Here is an 18,697-nt window from a genome sequence, read left to right as displayed (position 1 = left end):
CGGACTATGGACTATAAGCACACGCTAAACCTGCCAGAAACCGACTTTCCCATGCGCGGCATGCTGCCGAAGCAGGAGCCAGGGCGTGTTTCTCAGTGGCAGGACATGAACCTATACCAGCGCCTGCGCGAAGCCCGTGCGGGTGCGCCGCTGTTTGTACTGCACGATGGCCCTCCCTACGCCAACGGCAGTATCCATATCGGTCACGCCGTTAATAAAATTCTTAAAGATATTATCGTTAAGTCCAAAAACCTGGCGGGCTTTGATGCGCCCTACGTGCCGGGGTGGGACTGCCACGGCCTGCCCATTGAGCACAAGGTCGAAACCACCCACGGCAAGCACCTTCCGGCGGATAAAGCCCGTGAGCTGTGCCGTGAGTACGCCGGTGCCCAAATCGAAACCCAACTGGTGGACTTTGTGCGCCTGGGTATCATCGGTGACTGGGATCACCCGTACCGCTCCATGGATTACGCCAACGAAGCGGGCGAGATCCGCGCGCTGGCGGATATGGTCGATGCGGGCTACGTCTTTAAAGGCCTGAAGCCGGTGAACTGGTGTTTCGACTGTGGCTCGGCGCTGGCCGAGGCGGAAGTCGAGTACGCCGATAAAAAATCCGATGCCATCGACGTTGCCTTCCCCGTGGAAGACGCCGACAAGCTGGCGGCAGCGTTTGGCTTAAGCGAGCTATCAAAGCCCGCCGCCGTGGTGATCTGGACCACCACGCCGTGGACCATTCCCGCCAACCAGGCGCTGAACGTTCACCCGGACTTTACCTACGCGCTGGTGGATACCGGCGAGCGCCTGCTGCTGTTGGCCGAAGAGCTGGTCGAAAGCTGCTTGGAGCGCTTTGGTTTACAAGGTGAGGTGGTCGCGACGACCCAAGGCAAACACCTTGACCTGATCAATTTCCGCCACCCGTTCTACGACCGCCTATCGCCGGTTTATCTGGCGGATTACGTTGAGTCAGAGGTGGGCAGTACCGGTATCGTTCACTCTGCTCCGTCTTACGGCATGGATGACTTTGTCACCTGCCGCGAGCACGGCATGAGCTTTGACGACATGCTGAACCCGGTGCAGGGCAACGGCGTTTACGCGGATGACCTGCCGTTCTTCGGCGGTCAGATGATCTGGAAAGCCAACCCGAACATCATCGAGAAGCTGCGTGACGTCAACGCGCTGATGGCCCACACGCCTATTAAGCACAGCTACATGCACTGCTGGCGCCACAAAACGCCGGTGATCTACCGCGCCACGGCCCAGTGGTTCGTCGGTATGGATATTCAGGGTAAAGATGGCAAAACCCTGCGCGAGCGGGCGCTGGCCGGTATCGAAGCGACCGAGTTTACTCCGGCCTGGGGGCAAGCGCGCCTCCACAGCATGATTGCCAACCGCCCGGACTGGTGTATCTCCCGCCAGCGTAACTGGGGCGTGCCGATTCCGTTCTTCCTGCATAAGCAAACCGGTGAGCTGCACCCCAACACCGTGTCGCTGATGGAAGAAGCCGCCAAGCGCGTGGAGCAAGAGGGCATTGAGGCATGGTTCAAGCTCGAACCTTCCGAGCTGCTTGGTGCGGAAGCCGCTGACTACGAAAAAGTCACCGACACGCTGGACGTGTGGTTCGACTCAGGCACTACCCACCGCCACGTGCTGCGCGGCTCGCACCCCCACGGTCATGAAAGCGGCCCGCGCGCTGACTTGTACCTGGAAGGTTCTGATCAGCACCGCGGTTGGTTCCACTCATCGCTGCTCACCGGCGCGGCGATTGATGGCCATGCCCCGTATCGCCAGCTGCTGACCCACGGCTTCACGGTGGATGCCCAGGGCCGCAAGATGTCCAAGTCCATCGGTAACGTGGTCGCTCCGCAAAGCGTGATGGATAAGCTGGGTGCCGATATTCTGCGCCTATGGGTAGCGTCTACCGACTACTCCGGTGAAATGGCCGTCTCGGATGAAATCCTCAAGCGCACTGCCGATGTGTACCGTCGTATCCGCAACACCGCGCGCTTCCTGCTTTCCAACCTGAACGGCTTTGATCCCAAGCGGGACCAAGTGGCGTTTGGCGATATGCTGGCGCTGGATCAGTGGGTCGTGGATCGCGCCGCACAGCTTCAAGGCCGCATCGAAACCGCCTACGAGGAGTACCGCTTCCTGGATGTGTACCAGCAGGTACACGGTTTCTGCGCACGGGAGCTGGGCGGCTTCTACCTGGACGTGATCAAAGATCGCCAGTACACCACTCAAACCGACTCGCTAGCCCGCCGCAGCGCGCAAACCGCGCTTTATCACGTGGTGGAAGCGCTGAGCCGCTGGGTAGCGCCAATTCTGTCGTTCACCGCCGAGGAGATCTTTGAGCATATCCCCGGCGAGCGTGGTGATAGCGTGCTGCTGGAGATTTACTACACCGGGCTTTCCACGTTGGATGAGGGCGCCGAGATGGGCCGCGCTTTCTGGGAGCAGGTGCTGGAAGTGAAGCACTCGGTGAACAAATGCCTGGAAGACGCCCGTAACGCCAAAGTAATCAAGGGTAGCTTGGCGGCGGAAGTGACGCTGTTCGTCAATGACGAGCTGCACGCGACGCTGGCGAAGCTCGGTGACGAGCTGCGCTTCGTGATGCTCACCAGCGAGGTGCACCTAGCGCCGCTGGCGGATGCCGCCAATGCCGAAAGCACCGAGCTTGAAGGCTTGAAGGTTGCGGTGAGCGCCAGTGGGCATGCCAAGTGCGAGCGCTGCTGGCACCACCGGGCGGACGTGGGCAGCGTTGCCGAGCACCCCGACCTGTGCGGCCGCTGTGTGAGCAACTTACCCGAAGGCAGCGGTGAGATTCGTTACTATGCCTAACTCTTCTCCTGCTCATAAAGCACCTCAGTGGCCGCCCATGCGGCGGCCACTGCGCTGGTTATGGCTGGCCGTCGCCGTCATCGTGCTAGATCTCGCCACAAAATACTTGGCCAGCCACTATTTAAGTTATGCACAGCCGGTTGAGGTGTTGCCGTTTTTCAACCTCACGCTGCTGCACAACACCGGCGCGGCGTTTAGCTTTTTAGCCGAGCACCCCGGCTGGCAGCGCTGGTTTTTTGCTGCGATTGCCATTGGTGCCAGCATTGGCCTCACCGTTTGGTTATCTCGGGTACGTGCGGATGAGAAGCTGCTCGCTATCGCCTTGCCGCTGATTATCGGTGGGGCGCTGGGTAACCTATACGACCGCTTGATTCATGGCTATGTGGTGGATTTTCTTTCCTTCCATGCGGCGGGCTGGTACTACCCCGCCTTTAACGTGGCGGATATCGGCATTACCCTGGGGGCCGTGGGCTTAATTTGGGAGTCGATTATGGGTGAGCGGCGGCGTAAGAAAGCTGCGCAGTCATCATCTTCTTAGTATCAATGAGCGAGGCACCATGGATTACCTAATTGATGAGGGTATGGAAATTACCCTGCACTTCACGCTGAAGTTGGAAGATGGCACGGTCGTCGACTCCACTAAAGAGAAGGCGCCGGCCACGTTTCAGTATGGCGACGGTAACCTGCCGCCGGGGTTTGAGCATCCGATCAAAGGCATGGCAGCTGGCCAGAGCGGGACGTTTCATATCACCCCAGAGCACGCCTTTGGTCAGCACAACCCGCAGAATATTCAGACATTGAAGCGGGCCGACTTTGGTGATGAAGCGCCTGAAATCGGTATGGTGATGTCGTTTGCTGATAAAGCAGGAACGGAATTGCCGGGCGTGGTCAAAACCATTGACGGTGACCGCGTAGAAGTTGACTTCAACCATCCGCTGGCAGGGCGTACATTGACGTTTGAGGTTGAAGTGCTCAACGTCACGCCGATCACCACACACTAATTTCCTGAGCGATGCAGGTTGCATCAAGGCGCTTTTATGCAGTCATCAGAGTCATCTCAGCCCGTGCAGATCAAGCTAGCCAACCCGCGCGGGTTTTGTGCGGGGGTCGACCGCGCGATCGATATCGTCAACCGCGCGCTGGATGTCTTCGGCCCGCCGATTTACGTTCGCCATGAAGTGGTGCACAACCGTTTTGTAGTAGAAACCCTGCGCGAACGCGGCGCGGTCTTCGTGGAAGAGCTCCACGAAGTGCCCGACGATGTGATCGTCATCTTCTCTGCCCACGGCGTTTCCCGTGCCGTGCAGCAAGATGCCGAGCAGCGTGGCCTGAAAGTGTTCGATGCCACCTGCCCACTGGTCACCAAAGTGCATATGGAAGTGCTTCGCTACGCCAAGCGTGGCCAGGAGTGCATTCTGATTGGCCACGAAGGTCACCCGGAAGTAGAAGGCACCATGGGGCGCTACGACACCTCCCACGGCGGCAAGATTTATCTGGTGGAAGATGAGCAGGACGTTGCCAATCTGGTTGTCAATGACCCCACGGCGCTGGCATTCGTGACCCAGACCACGCTCTCTATGGATGACACCGCCAAAGTGATCGACGCGCTGCGAGAGAAATTCCCTGAGATTCAGGGGCCGCGCAAAGACGATATTTGCTACGCCACTCAAAACCGCCAGGATGCGGTGCGTGAATTGGCAGCAGATAGCGACTTGGTGCTGGTGGTCGGTAGCCCCAACAGCTCGAACTCTAACCGTCTACGTGAGCTTTCGGAACGGATGGGCACCCCCGCGTACTTGATCGATAACGCCGAGCAAATCGAGCCTTCGTGGTTGGAAGGCGTGAAACGCATTGGCGTCACCGCTGGCGCGAGCGCCCCCGAGGTGCTGGTAAAAGGCGTCATCGACCAACTGCAAGCGCTGGGTGCCGAAGCGCCGGTCGAACTGCAAGGACGTGAAGAGACGATTACGTTCTCGATGCCGAAAGAGCTTCGCGAGCGGGTGATCGTCAGCGAGTAATGCAAACCTTGTCGGTTTAAGACATACTCAAAGTATGAGTAAACCGATATGGGAGCATCGCTCAGTGACTTATGGTTTTGATCGCCGTGCGGGTGACGTCAGTAAGCACCAGCGCGGTTTTACCCTCATCGAATTACTGATTGCATTAGTCATAATTGGGCTCATCGCAACCATTGCTTACCCCAGTTACACTCGTTACGTCGAACGCTCTGTTCGCTCTGATGGTCAGACAGCGCTTCTTCAAGCAGCTTCAGAGATGGAGCGCTGCTACTCCCGTGAGTATAGCTACGAAGAATGCGAGCTAGAGATGACTGTTTCCCCAAGCGGTCATTACGACATTTCATTCACCAGTGGTCGTCAAAGCGATGGCGGCTATTTATTGACGGCTGCTACCCAGCGTGCAGACGGCTGTGAAGGAGATCTTACTCTAAGTGCGAAAGGTGAGCGTGCTCCTGAGGCGTGCTGGTAATGAAGCGGCAGCAAGGGTTCTCACTTATTGAGGTATTAATAGCATTAGTCGTGCTTGCCTTTGGCTTGATGGGGGTAGCTGCTATGCAGTTGAAATCTCTTCAAAGTGCTACTGAAGGGTACCAGCGCTCCGTTGCTGTGGTGGCAGCGGTCGATGCACAAGAGAGAGTTTGGAATTTATTAGCCAACTATCCTAACTGTGAGAACATCGATGCAGATGCGGTGAGAGCCCTTGAGAGTGACTGGATTGATCATTGGTCTGAAGATGCAAGTGTTAACCCATTACGAGATGCCAACTGGGACAATAGTAGTGTAACGCTTTCTGATAGTTGTGAGTTTACGATTGTCATTTCCCTAAAGAGTATGTCTAGCAATGGCGAAGATGAGTATCGCTATCGTTTTACGCTCCCTAATACGGGAGTAGCCTCATGACCGCTCGTAGACAGGTGGGGGCGGGCCTAGTGGAGTTAATGGTCGCTATGGCCATTGGTACAGTGATTGCGCTAGGTGCAGGACAGCTTTTTTTGTCGACGTTTTCTACATTCAGTGCTGTCGATGAGCTAAGCCGAAAGCAAGAGGTGGTAGTTTTTTTGACACAAATCTTGGCAGAGGAACTAAGAGATAGCGGTGATACTGATCGCTATACACTTTCGTGTTCTCTATCAGGGGCGCAATGTCGTTGCACAATTAGTGACACTGAGGAAGAGAATCAACCGGTTATCGATTTTGATAAAGCCTTTGAAGAAGGTTATTCGATTAGCGATGCTGAGTGCAGTGAAGATCAAGAGCCTCTCGCCTCGGTGGCCCAACATAGCATCTATCAATATGTTGTGAATGTTCCTTTAATGGCTGGCGGAGCGTTGCTAACGTTTCATGTTACTGATCGTGATGTCGTCACGGCCAACAACCCATTGAGCGAGTGAAGTAGCAATGAAGAAACAGCAACAAGGCGCCGCACTCTTTGTTGTCATGGCCTTATTATCTGCCTCAATGGTCGTGGGTATGACCGCTATGCAGTCCTCACTGGTCGATGAGCGATTGGCAGGGAATTTTCGCTCTTCCGTTCAAGCGCAAATGACCGCTGAAAATACCTTGTCGTCGTTAGTGAACCCTGTCAATACCACAAATCGCAACGATTTTTTAGGGCAGTTAGTGGCCAATCCGCAGCTGCTTGAAGAGACGGGGGGAAAGCTAACGGGGGATGCCATTGCTCAGCTACTCCAAGCCGGTACGTTAGACGAATTTATTGAGGATCTGCTGCCTGCCAATTTTGATGAACTGGAGGAGGAAGACCAGCGCCAAATAAAAGAAGCGTTACTGGCGAATCTTGAGCTGCAATTTGAAGTGAATACTGAGGAGCAAACGGTCACGATCACCTCCTGGGATCGCGGGTTACGTAATAGTGCTGCGCGTGATTCGGCTATTATATACAGTTATTCTCGTAGGGAAACGGATAGCGCTTCATGGCGTCAGTATCAAAGGGGGTTCATTGCGTGTGAAGGTATGCGAGTTGGAGGAATGCGGGGAGGTGGAAGTGCTGAATTTAATAGTTTTAACTCTCAGGTAGAGGGCGGCATTAATCAAAAGACAGGAAATGCTTACTTATCTACAAGAGAAGAGGGAGCAGATGTTTTTCTTACAGGTAATGGCAGAATTAATGGGAAAGTCTATTCTACTGGAGACCTGGTTTTTTCAAGCTCGTCTATAGTTAGTGGTGATGCATACATTAACGGCCTTGCAGATTTTAGTGGCAACTATAATGCTTTGGTAAATGGTGATGTGGTTGCAGAAGCAGCTGTAGGAAATAGAAGAAAAGTTAGAGATCATGTGGGCGGAGAGCTGCTCTTAAGAAGTGGGGGGGCTGGCCTAGAAGAGCTAGAGGCCACAGCCTCTTGTGACGAGCAAGGTGTAGTCGGCTTGTACGAAAAATACTTAAATGAAACAGGTATTTCATCTTCCGGTGATATTTCAATTACTGATTGGAATATTTCTGAGGCTACGGTTTTAAGTTCAGAGGGACTTTATGATCCGCATCCTGAGTACTCTGGTGATTATGTGGAGGTTGAGGGCTTAAACGGTGAAAGTGTTGTGCGTGTTGATAACTTCAAACTTGCTGGAAGTAGGGTTTTTCAGGTGGGAACCAAAGAAAGCCCAGCTAATATAGTAATGCTGGTAGAGCAAGATTTTGAGATCTCAGGCGGTTCTAAATTTATAATTGAAGATGGAAGTAGCCTAACAGTTATTGTAAAGGGTAAGTTTTTATTAAAAGGCGGAAGAAAAATAGAGGTTGAAGGAAATGGTCTTGTCGTTGATGATGAGGAAGAGCCTAGGGCGGCTTTTTCACTGGTCTCGCTTTATGATGACTCGTTAAATGAAGAGGGTGAAAATGCTGGTGTCTATGTTAGTGGAGAGTCTACTTACTATGGGGAGATCTTAGCGCCATACTCGCATGTAAACTTTGTGGGGTCGAGTCATCTTTATGGTTCTGTATATTCACGAAAACTTTCTGTAGAGGGTAATAATAAGTTTTATCATGATGAGGCATTGGGAGTGTTTGGCGTTGGTTTGAAAGAGGATGCATGGTGTTCGTTTGATGATTTATCCCCTTTAACCATCGCAAGCCCTGTCGATAACTTATTCCTTCCAAATTCTCAAGCAGAGTTTAACGGTAAAGGCAGTGTTCCTGATATTACGGTAACCCAAGGCGATCTTGAAAGGTTCTCCAGCGCTAACGCCGCCAACGATAATATCCAGGGGGGTATTCCTGATGGCTTGTTTAGCCGGGGTGAGAGTGCTGAAAAATTCCATGCGTTTATCGAAATGATCCGTACACGAAGTGATACCGTTCAAGTGCAGGGCGGAAGTGTTAGAAATAATACATCTTTTGGAAGTAAAGGCAACGAGCAGATCACTTTTGTAAATGGTACCATCAATGCAAATAATATATCCGGTGCGGGTGTGTTAGTGGTTAAAGGTAATTATGATGCTGGGGGGAACCCTGAATTTGATGGTTTGATTATTGTGTTGGGTAACTATTCACAAAAGGGCGGCGGAGGAAGAGACTTAAATGGGGCTTTGCTAGTCGCGCCTTATAATGCCAGTAACCTAACATTTGCTTCCGCAAATATTGAGTTTAGCGGCGGTGGAAGTAACGATTTTAACTATGATGAAGAGGCGCTGCGTACTGCCTTTAATCTCCTGAATGACGAAGAACAGGCCAGTTGGGGGAGCTGTAATGCCCCGCCAGCGTCTGGTAACGGGGAGTTGACCTGGTCTCTAAGCGGTTGGCGTTGAAGCTGTTAGCCACTCGTCTGGTGAAACGTTATGATAGAGCTATTTGTCCGAGAGCTAAAATATCATGAGTCAGACAGCCAAAACCCGTGTGCTGACCGGGATTACCACGACCGGAACGCCGCACCTTGGTAACTACGTGGGCGCCATCAAGCCCGCTATCGAAGCAAGCCAAGATCCGAATGTGCAGTCGTTCTACTTTCTTGCTGACTACCACGCGCTGATCAAGTGCCAAGACCCCAAGCGTGTGCAAGCTTCTCGTTTGGAGATCGCGGCAACGTGGCTGGCACTTGGCCTGGATACCGACAATGCCATCTTCTACCGTCAGTCGGATATTCATGAGATCCCCGAGCTGATGTGGATGCTCTCCTGCGTATGCGCAAAAGGGTTGATGAATCGGGCTCACGCTTATAAAGCCGCCGTCGCCGAGAATGAAGAAGCCGGCGACCAGGATCCCGATAAAGGCATCACCATGGGGCTGTTTGGCTACCCGGTGCTGATGGCTGCCGACATACTGATGTTCAACGCCAATAAAGTACCCGTGGGTCGTGATCAGATTCAGCATATCGAAATGGCACGGGACATCGCTGGCCGCTTCAATCATCTGTTCAAAGGACAGTACTTCACACCGCCTGAAGCGGTAGTGAGTGAAAAGGGCGAAGTGCTCAAAGGCTTGGATGGCCGCAAGATGTCCAAGAGCTATAACAACACGATTCCGCTGTTTGTAAGCGACAAAAAGCTGCAAAAGCTAGTGAGAAAAATTAAAACCAACTCGCTCGAGCCAGGGGAGCCGAAAGATCCTGACACCTGTACGCTGTTTCAAATTTTCTCAGCGTTCGCGAGCGACTCAGAAGCGGCGGCCATGCGTCAGCAATACGCTGAAGGCATCGGTTGGGGCGAGGCGAAGGATCGCGTATTTGAATATCTTAATGCCCACCTGAGTGCTCCTCGTGAACGCTATAACACGCTGATGGAAGACCCCGGCCATATCGAAGCCGTGCTCCAGAAAGGAGCCGAACGTGCCAGAGAGGAGGCAGCGAACACCATGGACCGTTTACGCTCTGCGGTAGGTCTGGGGCGGTTTGTGTAATATTCGTTAAAAGCATAAGAACTGCTAAATAAAGCATTTTCAGCATTCTACATCCGACGTTAGGCTTATAACTATTGTCCAAATTAGCCAAGCGCCTCGCTATTGCAGGCGCTTTTGGCGTGACTAATAGGTGAACTATGGCAACGACTTCAACAGTGGCACCGATCAACTATCGTGTGCCCTTTCTAGCGACGGCGGCCATTGTGCTGAGTTCGCTCATCATTGGCGTGCTGTTCAGCGCCAACATCGGCTTGCTGATGATCGTGGGCGGCTTGCTGGGCATGGTGCTTTATCATGCGGCGTTTGGCTTTACGGCGGCGTGGCGGGTCTTTATCACCGAACGCCGTGGGCGCGGGCTGCGGGCGCAAATGGTGATGCTGGCGGTTGCGGTGGTGCTGTTCTTCCCGGCGCTAGGGGCGGGCAGTCTGTTTGGTACTGAAGTGCGCGGTTTCGTTTCTCCCATCGGTATTTCTGTGCTGGTGGGCGCGTTTATCTTCGGGGTAGGCATGCAGCTAGGCGGTGGCTGTGCGTCGGGTACGCTGTTTACAGCGGGCGGCGGCAATGCACGCATGCTGATTACGCTGGTGTTCTTTATTGTGGGTTCGGTCATTGGCACCGCACACTTTACTTGGTGGCAAAGCCTTCCTGCTTTCCAGCCTGTATCGCTAGTCAATGTGGCGGGTGTGGGTGGAGGTATCGGCATTAGCTTGGTGCTGTTTGCCGCGATTGCTGCGTTTACGGTGATTATGGAGAAGCGCCGCCATGGCCATTTAGAGCAGGCTCCGATGGTGGATAAACCGAGCACCGAGCGCTGGTTGTCGGGCCCATGGCCGCTGGTAGCCGGTGCGGTGGCGCTGGCGCTGCTGAACTTTGCCACGCTAACATTGGCAGGCCGCCCGTGGGGAATCACCTCGGCGTTTGCGCTGTGGGGTGCCAAAAGCTTTGAACTGGTAGGTGGCGATGTGAGCCAGTGGGGCTACTGGCAAACGCCTGGCAACGCCGCCGCGCTGGAAGCCAGCGTATGGAGCGATATTACTACGGTGATGAACGTCGGCATTATGCTTGGCGCCCTGGCCGCCGCGAGCTTGGCAGGACGTTTTGCACCTAACTTTCGCATTCCATTGAAATCGGTATTGGCAGCGGTGATCGGTGGCATCATGCTAGGTTATGGCGCCCGCTTGGCCTTTGGTTGTAACATCGGCGCTTACTTTAGCGGTATTGCCTCTGGCAGCCTGCACGGCTGGGTGTGGATGGTGGCGGCGTTCGCTGGCAACATGGCGGGCGTTAAGCTGCGGCCGTTCTTCTTTGATGGGGAAGCGGGGCGTCGACCCGTTGCCAAAAGCTGTTAGAAGACTCACGTTAGTGGCTTCCAGAAAACGTCTCGGCAATGCCGAGGCGTTTTTTTTATGCCCTTTATTTATGTCTCTTCCACCTTTGTCGTACTAGCATGTTACATTACGCTCAAACGCCGCCAACGCCCAGCGTTGCTGCATTGCAACAGCAATTGACATAAAAAGAGAGTGCCTATGTCTACGATGAGTAAACGCCCTTTATACATTCCTTACGCCGGTCCTTCTTTGCTTGAAATGCCGCTATTGAACAAAGGCAGCGCGTTTACTCAAGAGGAGCGACTGGCGTTTAACTTGATAGGGTTACTACCCCAAAAAGTCGAAACCATCGAAGACCAGCTAGAGCGGGTGTACCGTCAGTACCAGCAGTGCCACAGCGATCTCGAGCGCCATATTCATCTACGCGCCATTCAAGACGATAACGAAACGCTCTATTTCCGTCTCGTCTCTGAGCATTTGGAAGAGATGCTGCCGATTATCTATACGCCTACGGTTGGGCAGGCGTGCCAGGAGTTCTCCAACATTTATCGCAACCACCGGGGGCTGTTCATTAGCTACCCGGATCGCGAGCACATGGACGACATCCTGCGCAGTGCTACCAAAGATAACGTCAAAGTGATTGTTGTTACCGATGGCGAGCGTATTTTGGGCTTGGGTGACCAAGGCATTGGCGGGATGGGTATTCCTATCGGGAAGCTGGCGCTTTATACGGCCTGTGGCGGTATCAGTCCGGCCTATACGCTGCCCATCATGATCGATGTAGGCACCAATAATCAGGCGTTGCTGGACGATCCGATGTACATGGGCTGGCGTCATGAGCGGGTGAGCCAGGAGGAGTACGATGCCTTCATGGCGGAGTTCATTTGTGCCGTGAAGCGTCGCTGGCCGAACGTGCTGCTACAGTTCGAGGACTTTGCTCAGGCCAATGCCGTGCCGCTGTTGGAGCGCTACCGTAACGAGCTGTGCTGCTTCAACGATGACGTGCAAGGGACGGCCTCGGTCGTGGTGGGCACGCTCATGGCCGCTTGCCAAGCCCGCGAGGAGACGATTGCCCAACAGCGTGTGGTGTTCGTCGGGGGCGGTTCTGCTGGATGTGGTATTGCCGAGCAGGTCGTCGTGGCCATGGAGGCCGAGGGGCTGACCGAAGCGGAAGCGCGTGCGCGCATCTTCATCGTCGACCGTGAAGGTCTAATGACCACGGATCAAGCGTGGCAACGTGACTTTCAGCGCCGTTTGGCCCATGACCCTGCCTTGGTTGCTGAGTGGAACGGCCAAGGGTTGGAAGAGACCATCGCGCAGATCAAACCCACCATTCTGATTGGCGTGTGCGGCCAACGCGGTATCTTTACCGAACAAGTCGTTCGCACCATGCATGCAGGCTGCGAGCATCCGGTGATCATGCCGCTCTCCAACCCGACCTCGCAGGCTGAAGCGGTGCCAGAAGACGTGATTCGCTGGACCGATGGCCAAGCGTTGGTGGCTACCGGTAGCCCGTTCGCACCGGTGGTGTACAACGGCCGTACCTACCCGATTGCCCAGTGCAACAACGCCTATATCTTCCCCGGTATTGGGCTGGGTGTGATTGCGGCAAATGCCAACCGCGTCACCGATGAGATGCTGATGAGTGCCTCTCGGGCGCTGGCGCGTGAAGCGCCGCTGGTGAAAGAGGGCAAAGGTGCGCTCTTGCCGCCACTGTCGCGAATTCGTGATATCAGCAAATCGATTGCTTTTGAGGTGGCAGCGCAAGCGCAGCAAAACGGCGTTGCGTTGAAAACCAGCGGCACCGTGCTGCGTGAGCGTATCGAGTCTGCCTGCTGGTCGCCTGAATACCGTTTCTACCGTCGTCGCGCTTTCTAAGGGCGCGTCACGCAGGCAAAAAAAGCCCCCACCGAGGTGGGGGCGATGCAAGCATTGGTAGGTCGTACCTTTAGGCTGCGCCGATCATCTTGCGCAGCACGTAGTGAAGGATACCACCGTGGCGGTAGTACGCCAGCTCATTGACGGTATCAATTCGGCACTTGGCATCAACGGTACGTTCGCCGTCGCTATTTTTGATCACGACTTGCACGGTACCGCCAGGGCTCAAATCGCTCAAACCGGCAATCGAGATCTCTTCATCCCCAGTTAACCCCAGACTTTCACGGCTTTCGCCTTCCGGAAATTGCAGCGGTACCACGCCCATTCCGATCAGGTTAGAACGGTGGATGCGCTCGAAGGATTCGGCAATCACCGCGCGTACGCCTAGCAAGCGCGTGCCTTTGGCGGCCCAATCGCGCGAAGAACCGGTGCCATACTCTTTACCCGCAATCACCACCAGCGGCGTGCCTTCTTCTTTGTATTTCATGGCGGCATCGTAGATGGCCATCTGCTCGCCGCTCGGTACGTGGCGTGTTTCGCCGCCAACCACGCCGTCGAGCATTTCGTTTTTGATGCGCACGTTGGCGAAGGTGCCACGCATCATCACTTCATGATTGCCTCGGCGCGAACCGTAAGAGTTGAAGTCGACCGGCTTCACGCCGTGCTCTTGCAGGTAGCGACCAGCAGGGCTATCGGGTTTGATGGAGCCCGCAGGCGAGATGTGGTCGGTAGTGACAGAGTCGCCGAGCATTGCCAGGACGCGCGCATTTTTCACGTCCTCGATGGCGTCTGGCTCCCGCTGCATGCCTTCAAAGAAGGGCGGGTGTTGAATATAGGTCGACTCCGGCCACTCGTAAACTTTGCCCTCTGGCACTTTGATGGCTTTCCACGTCTCATCGCCTTCGAAGACGGCTCCGTACTCCTTACGGAACATCTCGGTATTCACCTTCTCGACGGCGCTGGCGATATCTGCCTGCGAAGGCCAGATGTCTTTCAGGTACACCGGATTGCCGTCGCTGTCCTGGCCGAGCGGGTCGGTGGTCAAGTTGCACTGCACGTTACCCGCCAGTGCATAGGCAACGACCAAGGGCGGTGATGCCAACCAGTTGGTTTTGACCAGCGGGTGCACACGGCCCTCAAAGTTACGGTTGCCCGACAGCACCGATGCCACGGTAAGGTCGCCATTATTGATGGCTTTTTCGATCTCTTCCGGCAAGGGGCCAGAGTTACCGATACAGGTGGTGCAGCCGTAGCCTACGAGGTTGAAGCCCAGTGCATCCAGGTCATCATCGAGATTGGCCGCGGCGAGATAGTCAGTGACGACTTTGGAGCCAGGCGCCAGCGATGTTTTCACCCAGGGCTTGGTGCTCAAGCCTTTCTCACGGGCGTTACGCGCCAGCAAGCCGGCTGCCATCATTACGCTGGGGTTCGAGGTGTTGGTGCACGATGTAATCGCTGCGATCACCACCGCCCCGGGGTCGAGACTGAAGTCCTGCTCACCCATCGTGACGGTTTGGCTGTCACTATGTTTGAAGTCATGCTCGTAGCTGCGGTCGATGCCGACAGCGGTTTGGCCGCCTTCGGAGGCCAGCTTACCCTTTTCGGTGCTGGGCAGCGCTTTACCATCCTCTTCCATGACTTTGCTAAAGGCGCTGGCCATGTCTTTGAGGGCCACACGATCTTGCGGGCGTTTGGGGCCTGCCAGGCTGGCTTCTACATCGTTCATGTCCAGGCTGAGCGTGTCCGTGAAGATGGGCTCGTCACCCGGCTCGCGCCACAGGCCTTGGGCCTTGCTGTACGCTTCGACCAGCGCGATCTGGCTATCTTCACGGCCAGTCAGGCGCAGATAGTTGAGCGTTTCGTCATCCACTGGGAAGAAGCCGCAGGTGGCGCCGTATTCCGGGGCCATGTTGGCGATGGTGGCACGATCCGCCAGGGGCAGGTCTTTCAGTCCGTCGCCATAAAACTCGACGAACTTGCCGACCACGCCTTTCTTACGCAGCATTTCGGTCACGGTAAGCACGAGGTCGGTGGCGGTAATGCCTTCCCGCAGCTTGCCGGTGAGTTTGAAACCAATCACTTCGGGAATCAGCATGGAGACCGGTTGACCCAGCATGGCGGCTTCTGCTTCGATGCCGCCCACGCCCCAGCCCAGCACACCCAAGCCGTTGATCATGGTGGTATGAGAGTCAGTACCTACCAGGGTATCGGGGTAGGCAACGGTGTGGCCATCTTCCTCTTTGGTCCATACCGTGCGGCCCAGGTACTCCAGGTTCACCTGGTGACAGATGCCGGTACCGGGCGGTACGACGCTGAAGTTGTCGAACGCTTTCTGGCCCCAGCGCAGGAACTCGTAACGCTCGCCGTTGCGCTGCATTTCGATATCGACGTTTTCTTGGAACGCCGCTGGGTTGCCAAACTTATCGACCATGACCGAGTGGTCGATCACCAAATCCACTGGAGAAAGGGGGTTGATGCGGGCGGGGTCTTCGCCTAGCTTTTCTACCGCCGCGCGCATGGAGGCGAGATCCACGACGCCGGGCACACCGGTAAAGTCCTGCATCAACACGCGGGCAGGGCGGTAGCCAATTTCACGGCTGGATTTGCCCTCTTGTTGCCAGTCGACCAGCGCCTGCATGTCTGCTTGCTCGACGCTCTCATCGTCTGCAAAGCGCAGCTGGTTTTCGAGCAGGATTTTGAGTGTTTTGGGCAGCCGGTCAATGTTGCCTAGCGTCTCAGCCGCCTTGGGCAGGCTGTAGTAGTGATACTCTTGGCTTCCTGCCGTTAAGGTATGAAGCGTATTGGGTATCTTGCTCATTCCATTCTCCTCTGATTGCTTGGCGTTGCGCGACGGTCACTGCTTGTCTGGGTATGGCGGTCTCATCGTAGGATGTAACAGTATGGCTTATTACTAACACATGGGTGTATTACCCTCGCCTTTCAAGCCATCTTCGCCTAATAGCATAGGCTAACCCTTGTAATAGCTTGTACTTGACGCCATTTCAGGCAGACTCTCTTGCAACGTTATCTGCTCAATTGTGACTAAGGTGGTGTCATGGAAACGCGTCATGAACGTTTGATTATTCTTGGGTCCGGCCCGGCGGGCTATACGGCCGCCGTGTATGCCGCTCGGGCCAACCTCAACCCCCTGCTCATTACCGGTATGCAGGCTGGTGGCCAATTGACCACCACGACCGACGTGGATAACTGGCCGGGCGATGCCGAAGGCGTCCAGGGTCCTGAGCTAATGGAGCGCATGAAGCAGCACGCCGAGCGTTTCAATACCGAGGTGCTGTTCGATCATATCAATGAAGTCAGCTTAGCGGAAAAGCCCTATACCCTGAAAGGCGACAGCGGCACCTATACCTGTGACGCGCTGATCATCGCCACCGGTGCCAGCGCGCGCTACTTGGGGCTACCCACCGAACAGCAGTTCATGGGCCAGGGCGTGTCGGCCTGTGCGACTTGCGATGGGTTTTTCTACCGTAACCAAGAGGTCGTGGTCGTTGGCGGGGGTAACACCGCAGTGGAAGAGGCGCTCTACTTGTCTAACATCGCGTCCAAGGTCACGCTGGTTCATCGTCGTGATACTTTGCGCGCGGAAAAAATCCTGCAGGACAAGCTCTTCGAGAAAGCCGAGGCGGGTAAAATTGCCCTGGAGTGGTTCTACGAAGTCGAGGAAGTGCTGGGGGATAACACCGGCGTGACCGGCGTGCGTGTGAAGTCTACCCAGGATGGCAGCACGAAAGAGATACACGCGCCGGGGCTGTTCATTGCCATTGGCCATAGCCCCAATACGGGCATCTTCGAAGGGCAGTTGGAGATGAACGGTGGCTATATCAAGGTGCAATCGGGCAGTGAAGGCAATGCCACGGCCACGAGCGTGCCGGGCGTGTTTGCCTGCGGCGACGTGATGGATCATATCTACCGCCAAGCGATCACCTCGGCAGGCAGCGGCTGTATGGCAGCGCTGGATGCCGAGCGTTACCTGGACGGTATTGCCTGATCCCTCATCTCTTTGAGAAAAGGAGATCCTATCAGTTCGTACAGCTGATGGGATCTTCTCCTACTCTCGAACGCCCCAATCGACTGACCACCAGTGTCTTTCCCGTTAGTGACGTTTCGTCACTGCTAGGACAAACAGTGTAGGTGCTGTTAAATCCTCCCGCATGGCCTACTGAATTGTACTTTATTCTTGATTGGCCATTTTTAGTGACGCGAGTGCCTTTTGTGGGTGCGAAAATGCGCACGATGTCTGCATCACTGATGTTGGTTGTTTGATCTCCTTTGACTACAACGACGGAGTTGTTCCAATCGTTCGTGCAGGCCTCCCGACTATCATTGGTGGGGCAAACGGTGATATCACTTTGTTGAGTAATGGCTGTATTTCTTGCCAGGGTGAGAATGGCTTGCAGCCGATTAATCTCACTGGTGACTGCTGAGCGCTCTCCTAATGCTTGGAAGCTCGGTAGCCCCCAGGCCGCCAATATACCCATCAAGGCGAGTGCCACGAGCAGCTCAAGCAGCGTAAAGCCCTTAATATTGCGCTTAGCAGTGTAGTGAGGCTGTGCCATAGTCTCTCTCAATAGCTTGACCTGTGGAAACGCATCCCTATGCTCATTTTCCTCATACCGCCAAGGCGCTGGTACTCTATTAGCGACTCTATTAGCAATAATGGGCAATATTTGTGAGCAATTTTTTAATTATAGGCGGTGGTGTCATCGGCATGATGACCGCCCTGCAACTGGCGGATGCTGGTCAGAATATCACGCTGATAGAGCGTGGGACATGCGGAAAAGAGGCGTCCTGGGCCGGTGGCGGAATCGTTTCGCCGCTCTACCCATGGCGCTATGGCGAACCCGTGTCTCAGCTTTCGCGCTGGTCCGAAGGGGTATACCCCACGCTGGCCCTGCGCCTGTTGGAAGAGACCGGCATCGACCCGGAGTACCGCCAAAAGGGCTTGCTCTACTTGAACGTGTACGATGACGAGGCGGCCTTGCATTGGGCCCGACAGCTAGGCAAGCCGCTGGAACGAGTCAATGCAGAATTCGTTCGCCATAAAGAGCCTGAAGCTGCCGCTCCGCAGGGCAGTGCGCTCTGGATGCCCACCCTCGGCAGCGTGCGTAATCCGCGCTTGGGCCAAGCGCTACGCGCGCGCCTGGCCGCCATGCCCAACGTGACGCTGATGGAGCACTGCAGCGTACAAGGCATGATTCAGCGCCAAGGCCGTGTGGTGGGCGTCGCAACGAGCCGTGGAGAGCAGTGGGCAGAGCAGTTCATCGTCTGTGGTGGGGCCTGGACGGCCCAGCTATTGGAGGAGGTGAACGTGCGCCTACCGGTTCGGCCAGTCAAAGGTCAGATGATCGCTTATCAAGCGCCGCCAGGGCTGGTTCAGCGTGTGGTACTCAAAGATGGCCGCTACGTGATTCCACGCAGCGATGGGCTACTGCTTGTGGGGTCGACGTTGGAAGAGGCGGGCTTCGATACGACCACCGATGAAGAGGCGTTGGCATCGCTCAAGCGCAGTGCAGAGAACATAATCCCCGCGTTAGCCAACTACCCCGTCGCGCACCATTGGGCGGGATTGCGTCCCGGTTCACCGGCGGGCATTCCTTTCATCGGCGCGCTGCCCGACCATCCGAACGTGTTCGTCAATGCCGGGCACTACCGTAATGGGTTGGTGCTGGCGCCCGCGTCGACCCATCTTCTGGTCGATCTAGTGCTAGGGCGCAAGCCGCTGATGGACCCGACGCCTTATCGGCTAACGGCCGAGCGTTTAGCGTGAC

At 55.2% G+C, this 18,697-nt stretch carries 15 protein-coding genes; 13 read left to right on the top strand and 2 right to left on the bottom strand.

Translation table 11 applies throughout. The features are described from left to right. The first annotated feature begins 6 nt into the window (after positions 1-6). The 11 genes from ileS to QIT27_RS09125 all read left to right on the top strand — a co-directional run bounded on the left by ileS (position 7) and on the right by QIT27_RS09125 (position 12,911). Positions 7-2,838 (top strand): isoleucine--tRNA ligase, encoded by a 2,832-nt coding sequence (ileS, locus tag QIT27_RS09175; protein ID WP_285263575.1) that lies wholly within the window; start codon positions 7-9, stop codon positions 2,836-2,838. Then, on the top strand, positions 2,831-3,376 hold the full coding sequence (lspA, locus tag QIT27_RS09170; protein ID WP_159343255.1) for a signal peptidase II: 546 nt from the start codon (positions 2,831-2,833) through the stop codon (positions 3,374-3,376). Before ileS ends, lspA begins: the two co-directional genes overlap by 8 nt. 19 nt (positions 3,377-3,395) lie before the next feature. Next, entirely contained in the window at positions 3,396-3,839 is a 444-nt protein-coding gene (gene fkpB, locus QIT27_RS09165; protein ID WP_159343254.1) for an FKBP-type peptidyl-prolyl cis-trans isomerase, read from the top strand. Between the two features lie 36 nt (positions 3,840-3,875). Further along, positions 3,876-4,856, top strand: a complete 981-nt coding sequence (ispH, locus tag QIT27_RS09160) for a 4-hydroxy-3-methylbut-2-enyl diphosphate reductase (RefSeq protein WP_285263574.1) — start codon at positions 3,876-3,878, stop codon at positions 4,854-4,856. 64 nt (positions 4,857-4,920) lie between these two features. Beyond that, on the top strand, positions 4,921-5,325 hold the full coding sequence (locus QIT27_RS09155; RefSeq protein WP_285263573.1) for a type IV pilin protein: 405 nt from the start codon (positions 4,921-4,923) through the stop codon (positions 5,323-5,325). Further along, positions 5,325-5,756, top strand: coding sequence for a type IV pilus modification PilV family protein (locus QIT27_RS09150; protein WP_285263572.1), 432 nt, complete (start codon positions 5,325-5,327; stop codon positions 5,754-5,756). Before QIT27_RS09155 ends, QIT27_RS09150 begins: the two co-directional genes overlap by 1 nt. After that, positions 5,753-6,247: a PilW family protein gene (locus tag QIT27_RS09145; protein ID WP_285263571.1), complete on the top strand. Its 495-nt coding sequence runs from the start codon at positions 5,753-5,755 to the stop codon at positions 6,245-6,247. The genes QIT27_RS09150 and QIT27_RS09145 overlap by 4 nt, the downstream gene beginning before the upstream one ends. Before the next feature lie 7 nt (positions 6,248-6,254). Continuing rightward, positions 6,255-8,618 (top strand): DUF7305 domain-containing protein, encoded by a 2,364-nt coding sequence (locus QIT27_RS09140; protein ID WP_285263570.1) that lies wholly within the window; start codon positions 6,255-6,257, stop codon positions 8,616-8,618. 64 nt (positions 8,619-8,682) lie between these two features. Then, entirely contained in the window at positions 8,683-9,705 is a 1,023-nt protein-coding gene (locus QIT27_RS09135; protein WP_285263569.1) for a tryptophan--tRNA ligase, read from the top strand. 137 nt (positions 9,706-9,842) lie between these two features. Next, positions 9,843-11,054 carry a YeeE/YedE family protein gene (locus tag QIT27_RS09130; RefSeq protein WP_285263568.1) on the top strand — a complete coding sequence of 404 codons (1,212 nt, stop codon included), beginning with the start codon at positions 9,843-9,845 and terminating at the stop codon, positions 11,052-11,054. A gap of 177 nt (positions 11,055-11,231) precedes the next feature. Further along, positions 11,232-12,911 carry an NAD-dependent malic enzyme gene (locus tag QIT27_RS09125; RefSeq protein WP_159343247.1) on the top strand — a complete coding sequence of 560 codons (1,680 nt, stop codon included), beginning with the start codon at positions 11,232-11,234 and terminating at the stop codon, positions 12,909-12,911. A 70-nt stretch (positions 12,912-12,981) separates the two neighbouring features. Here QIT27_RS09125 and acnA read toward each other — a convergent pair whose 3' ends face one another. Beyond that, on the bottom strand, positions 12,982-15,729 hold the full coding sequence (acnA, locus tag QIT27_RS09120) for an aconitate hydratase AcnA (RefSeq protein WP_285263567.1): 2,748 nt from the start codon (positions 15,727-15,729) through the stop codon (positions 12,982-12,984). Between the two features lie 237 nt (positions 15,730-15,966). Here acnA and trxB point away from each other — a divergent pair, with 237 nt between their 5' ends. Then, positions 15,967-16,917, top strand: a complete 951-nt coding sequence (trxB, locus tag QIT27_RS09115) for a thioredoxin-disulfide reductase (protein WP_159343245.1) — start codon at positions 15,967-15,969, stop codon at positions 16,915-16,917. 31 nt (positions 16,918-16,948) lie between these two features. On the opposite strand, the gene QIT27_RS09110 is transcribed toward trxB, so the two are convergent. Beyond that, positions 16,949-17,485, bottom strand: coding sequence for a GspH/FimT family pseudopilin (locus tag QIT27_RS09110; protein ID WP_285263566.1), 537 nt, complete (start codon positions 17,483-17,485; stop codon positions 16,949-16,951). A 113-nt stretch (positions 17,486-17,598) separates the two neighbouring features. Between QIT27_RS09110 and thiO the strand changes: the two genes are divergently transcribed. After that, complete coding sequence (thiO, locus tag QIT27_RS09105; protein ID WP_285263565.1) at positions 17,599-18,696, top strand: glycine oxidase ThiO; 1,098 nt, start codon at positions 17,599-17,601, stop codon at positions 18,694-18,696. Position 18,697: the final 1 nt, after the last annotated feature.

It is taken from the genome of Halomonas sp. LC1, assembly GCF_030247125.1.
In the GTDB taxonomy this organism is placed as follows: domain Bacteria; phylum Pseudomonadota; class Gammaproteobacteria; order Pseudomonadales; family Halomonadaceae; genus Vreelandella.
Note: the sequence above shows the minus strand (reverse complement) of the source record. Positions and strands in the feature narration are given on the sequence as shown.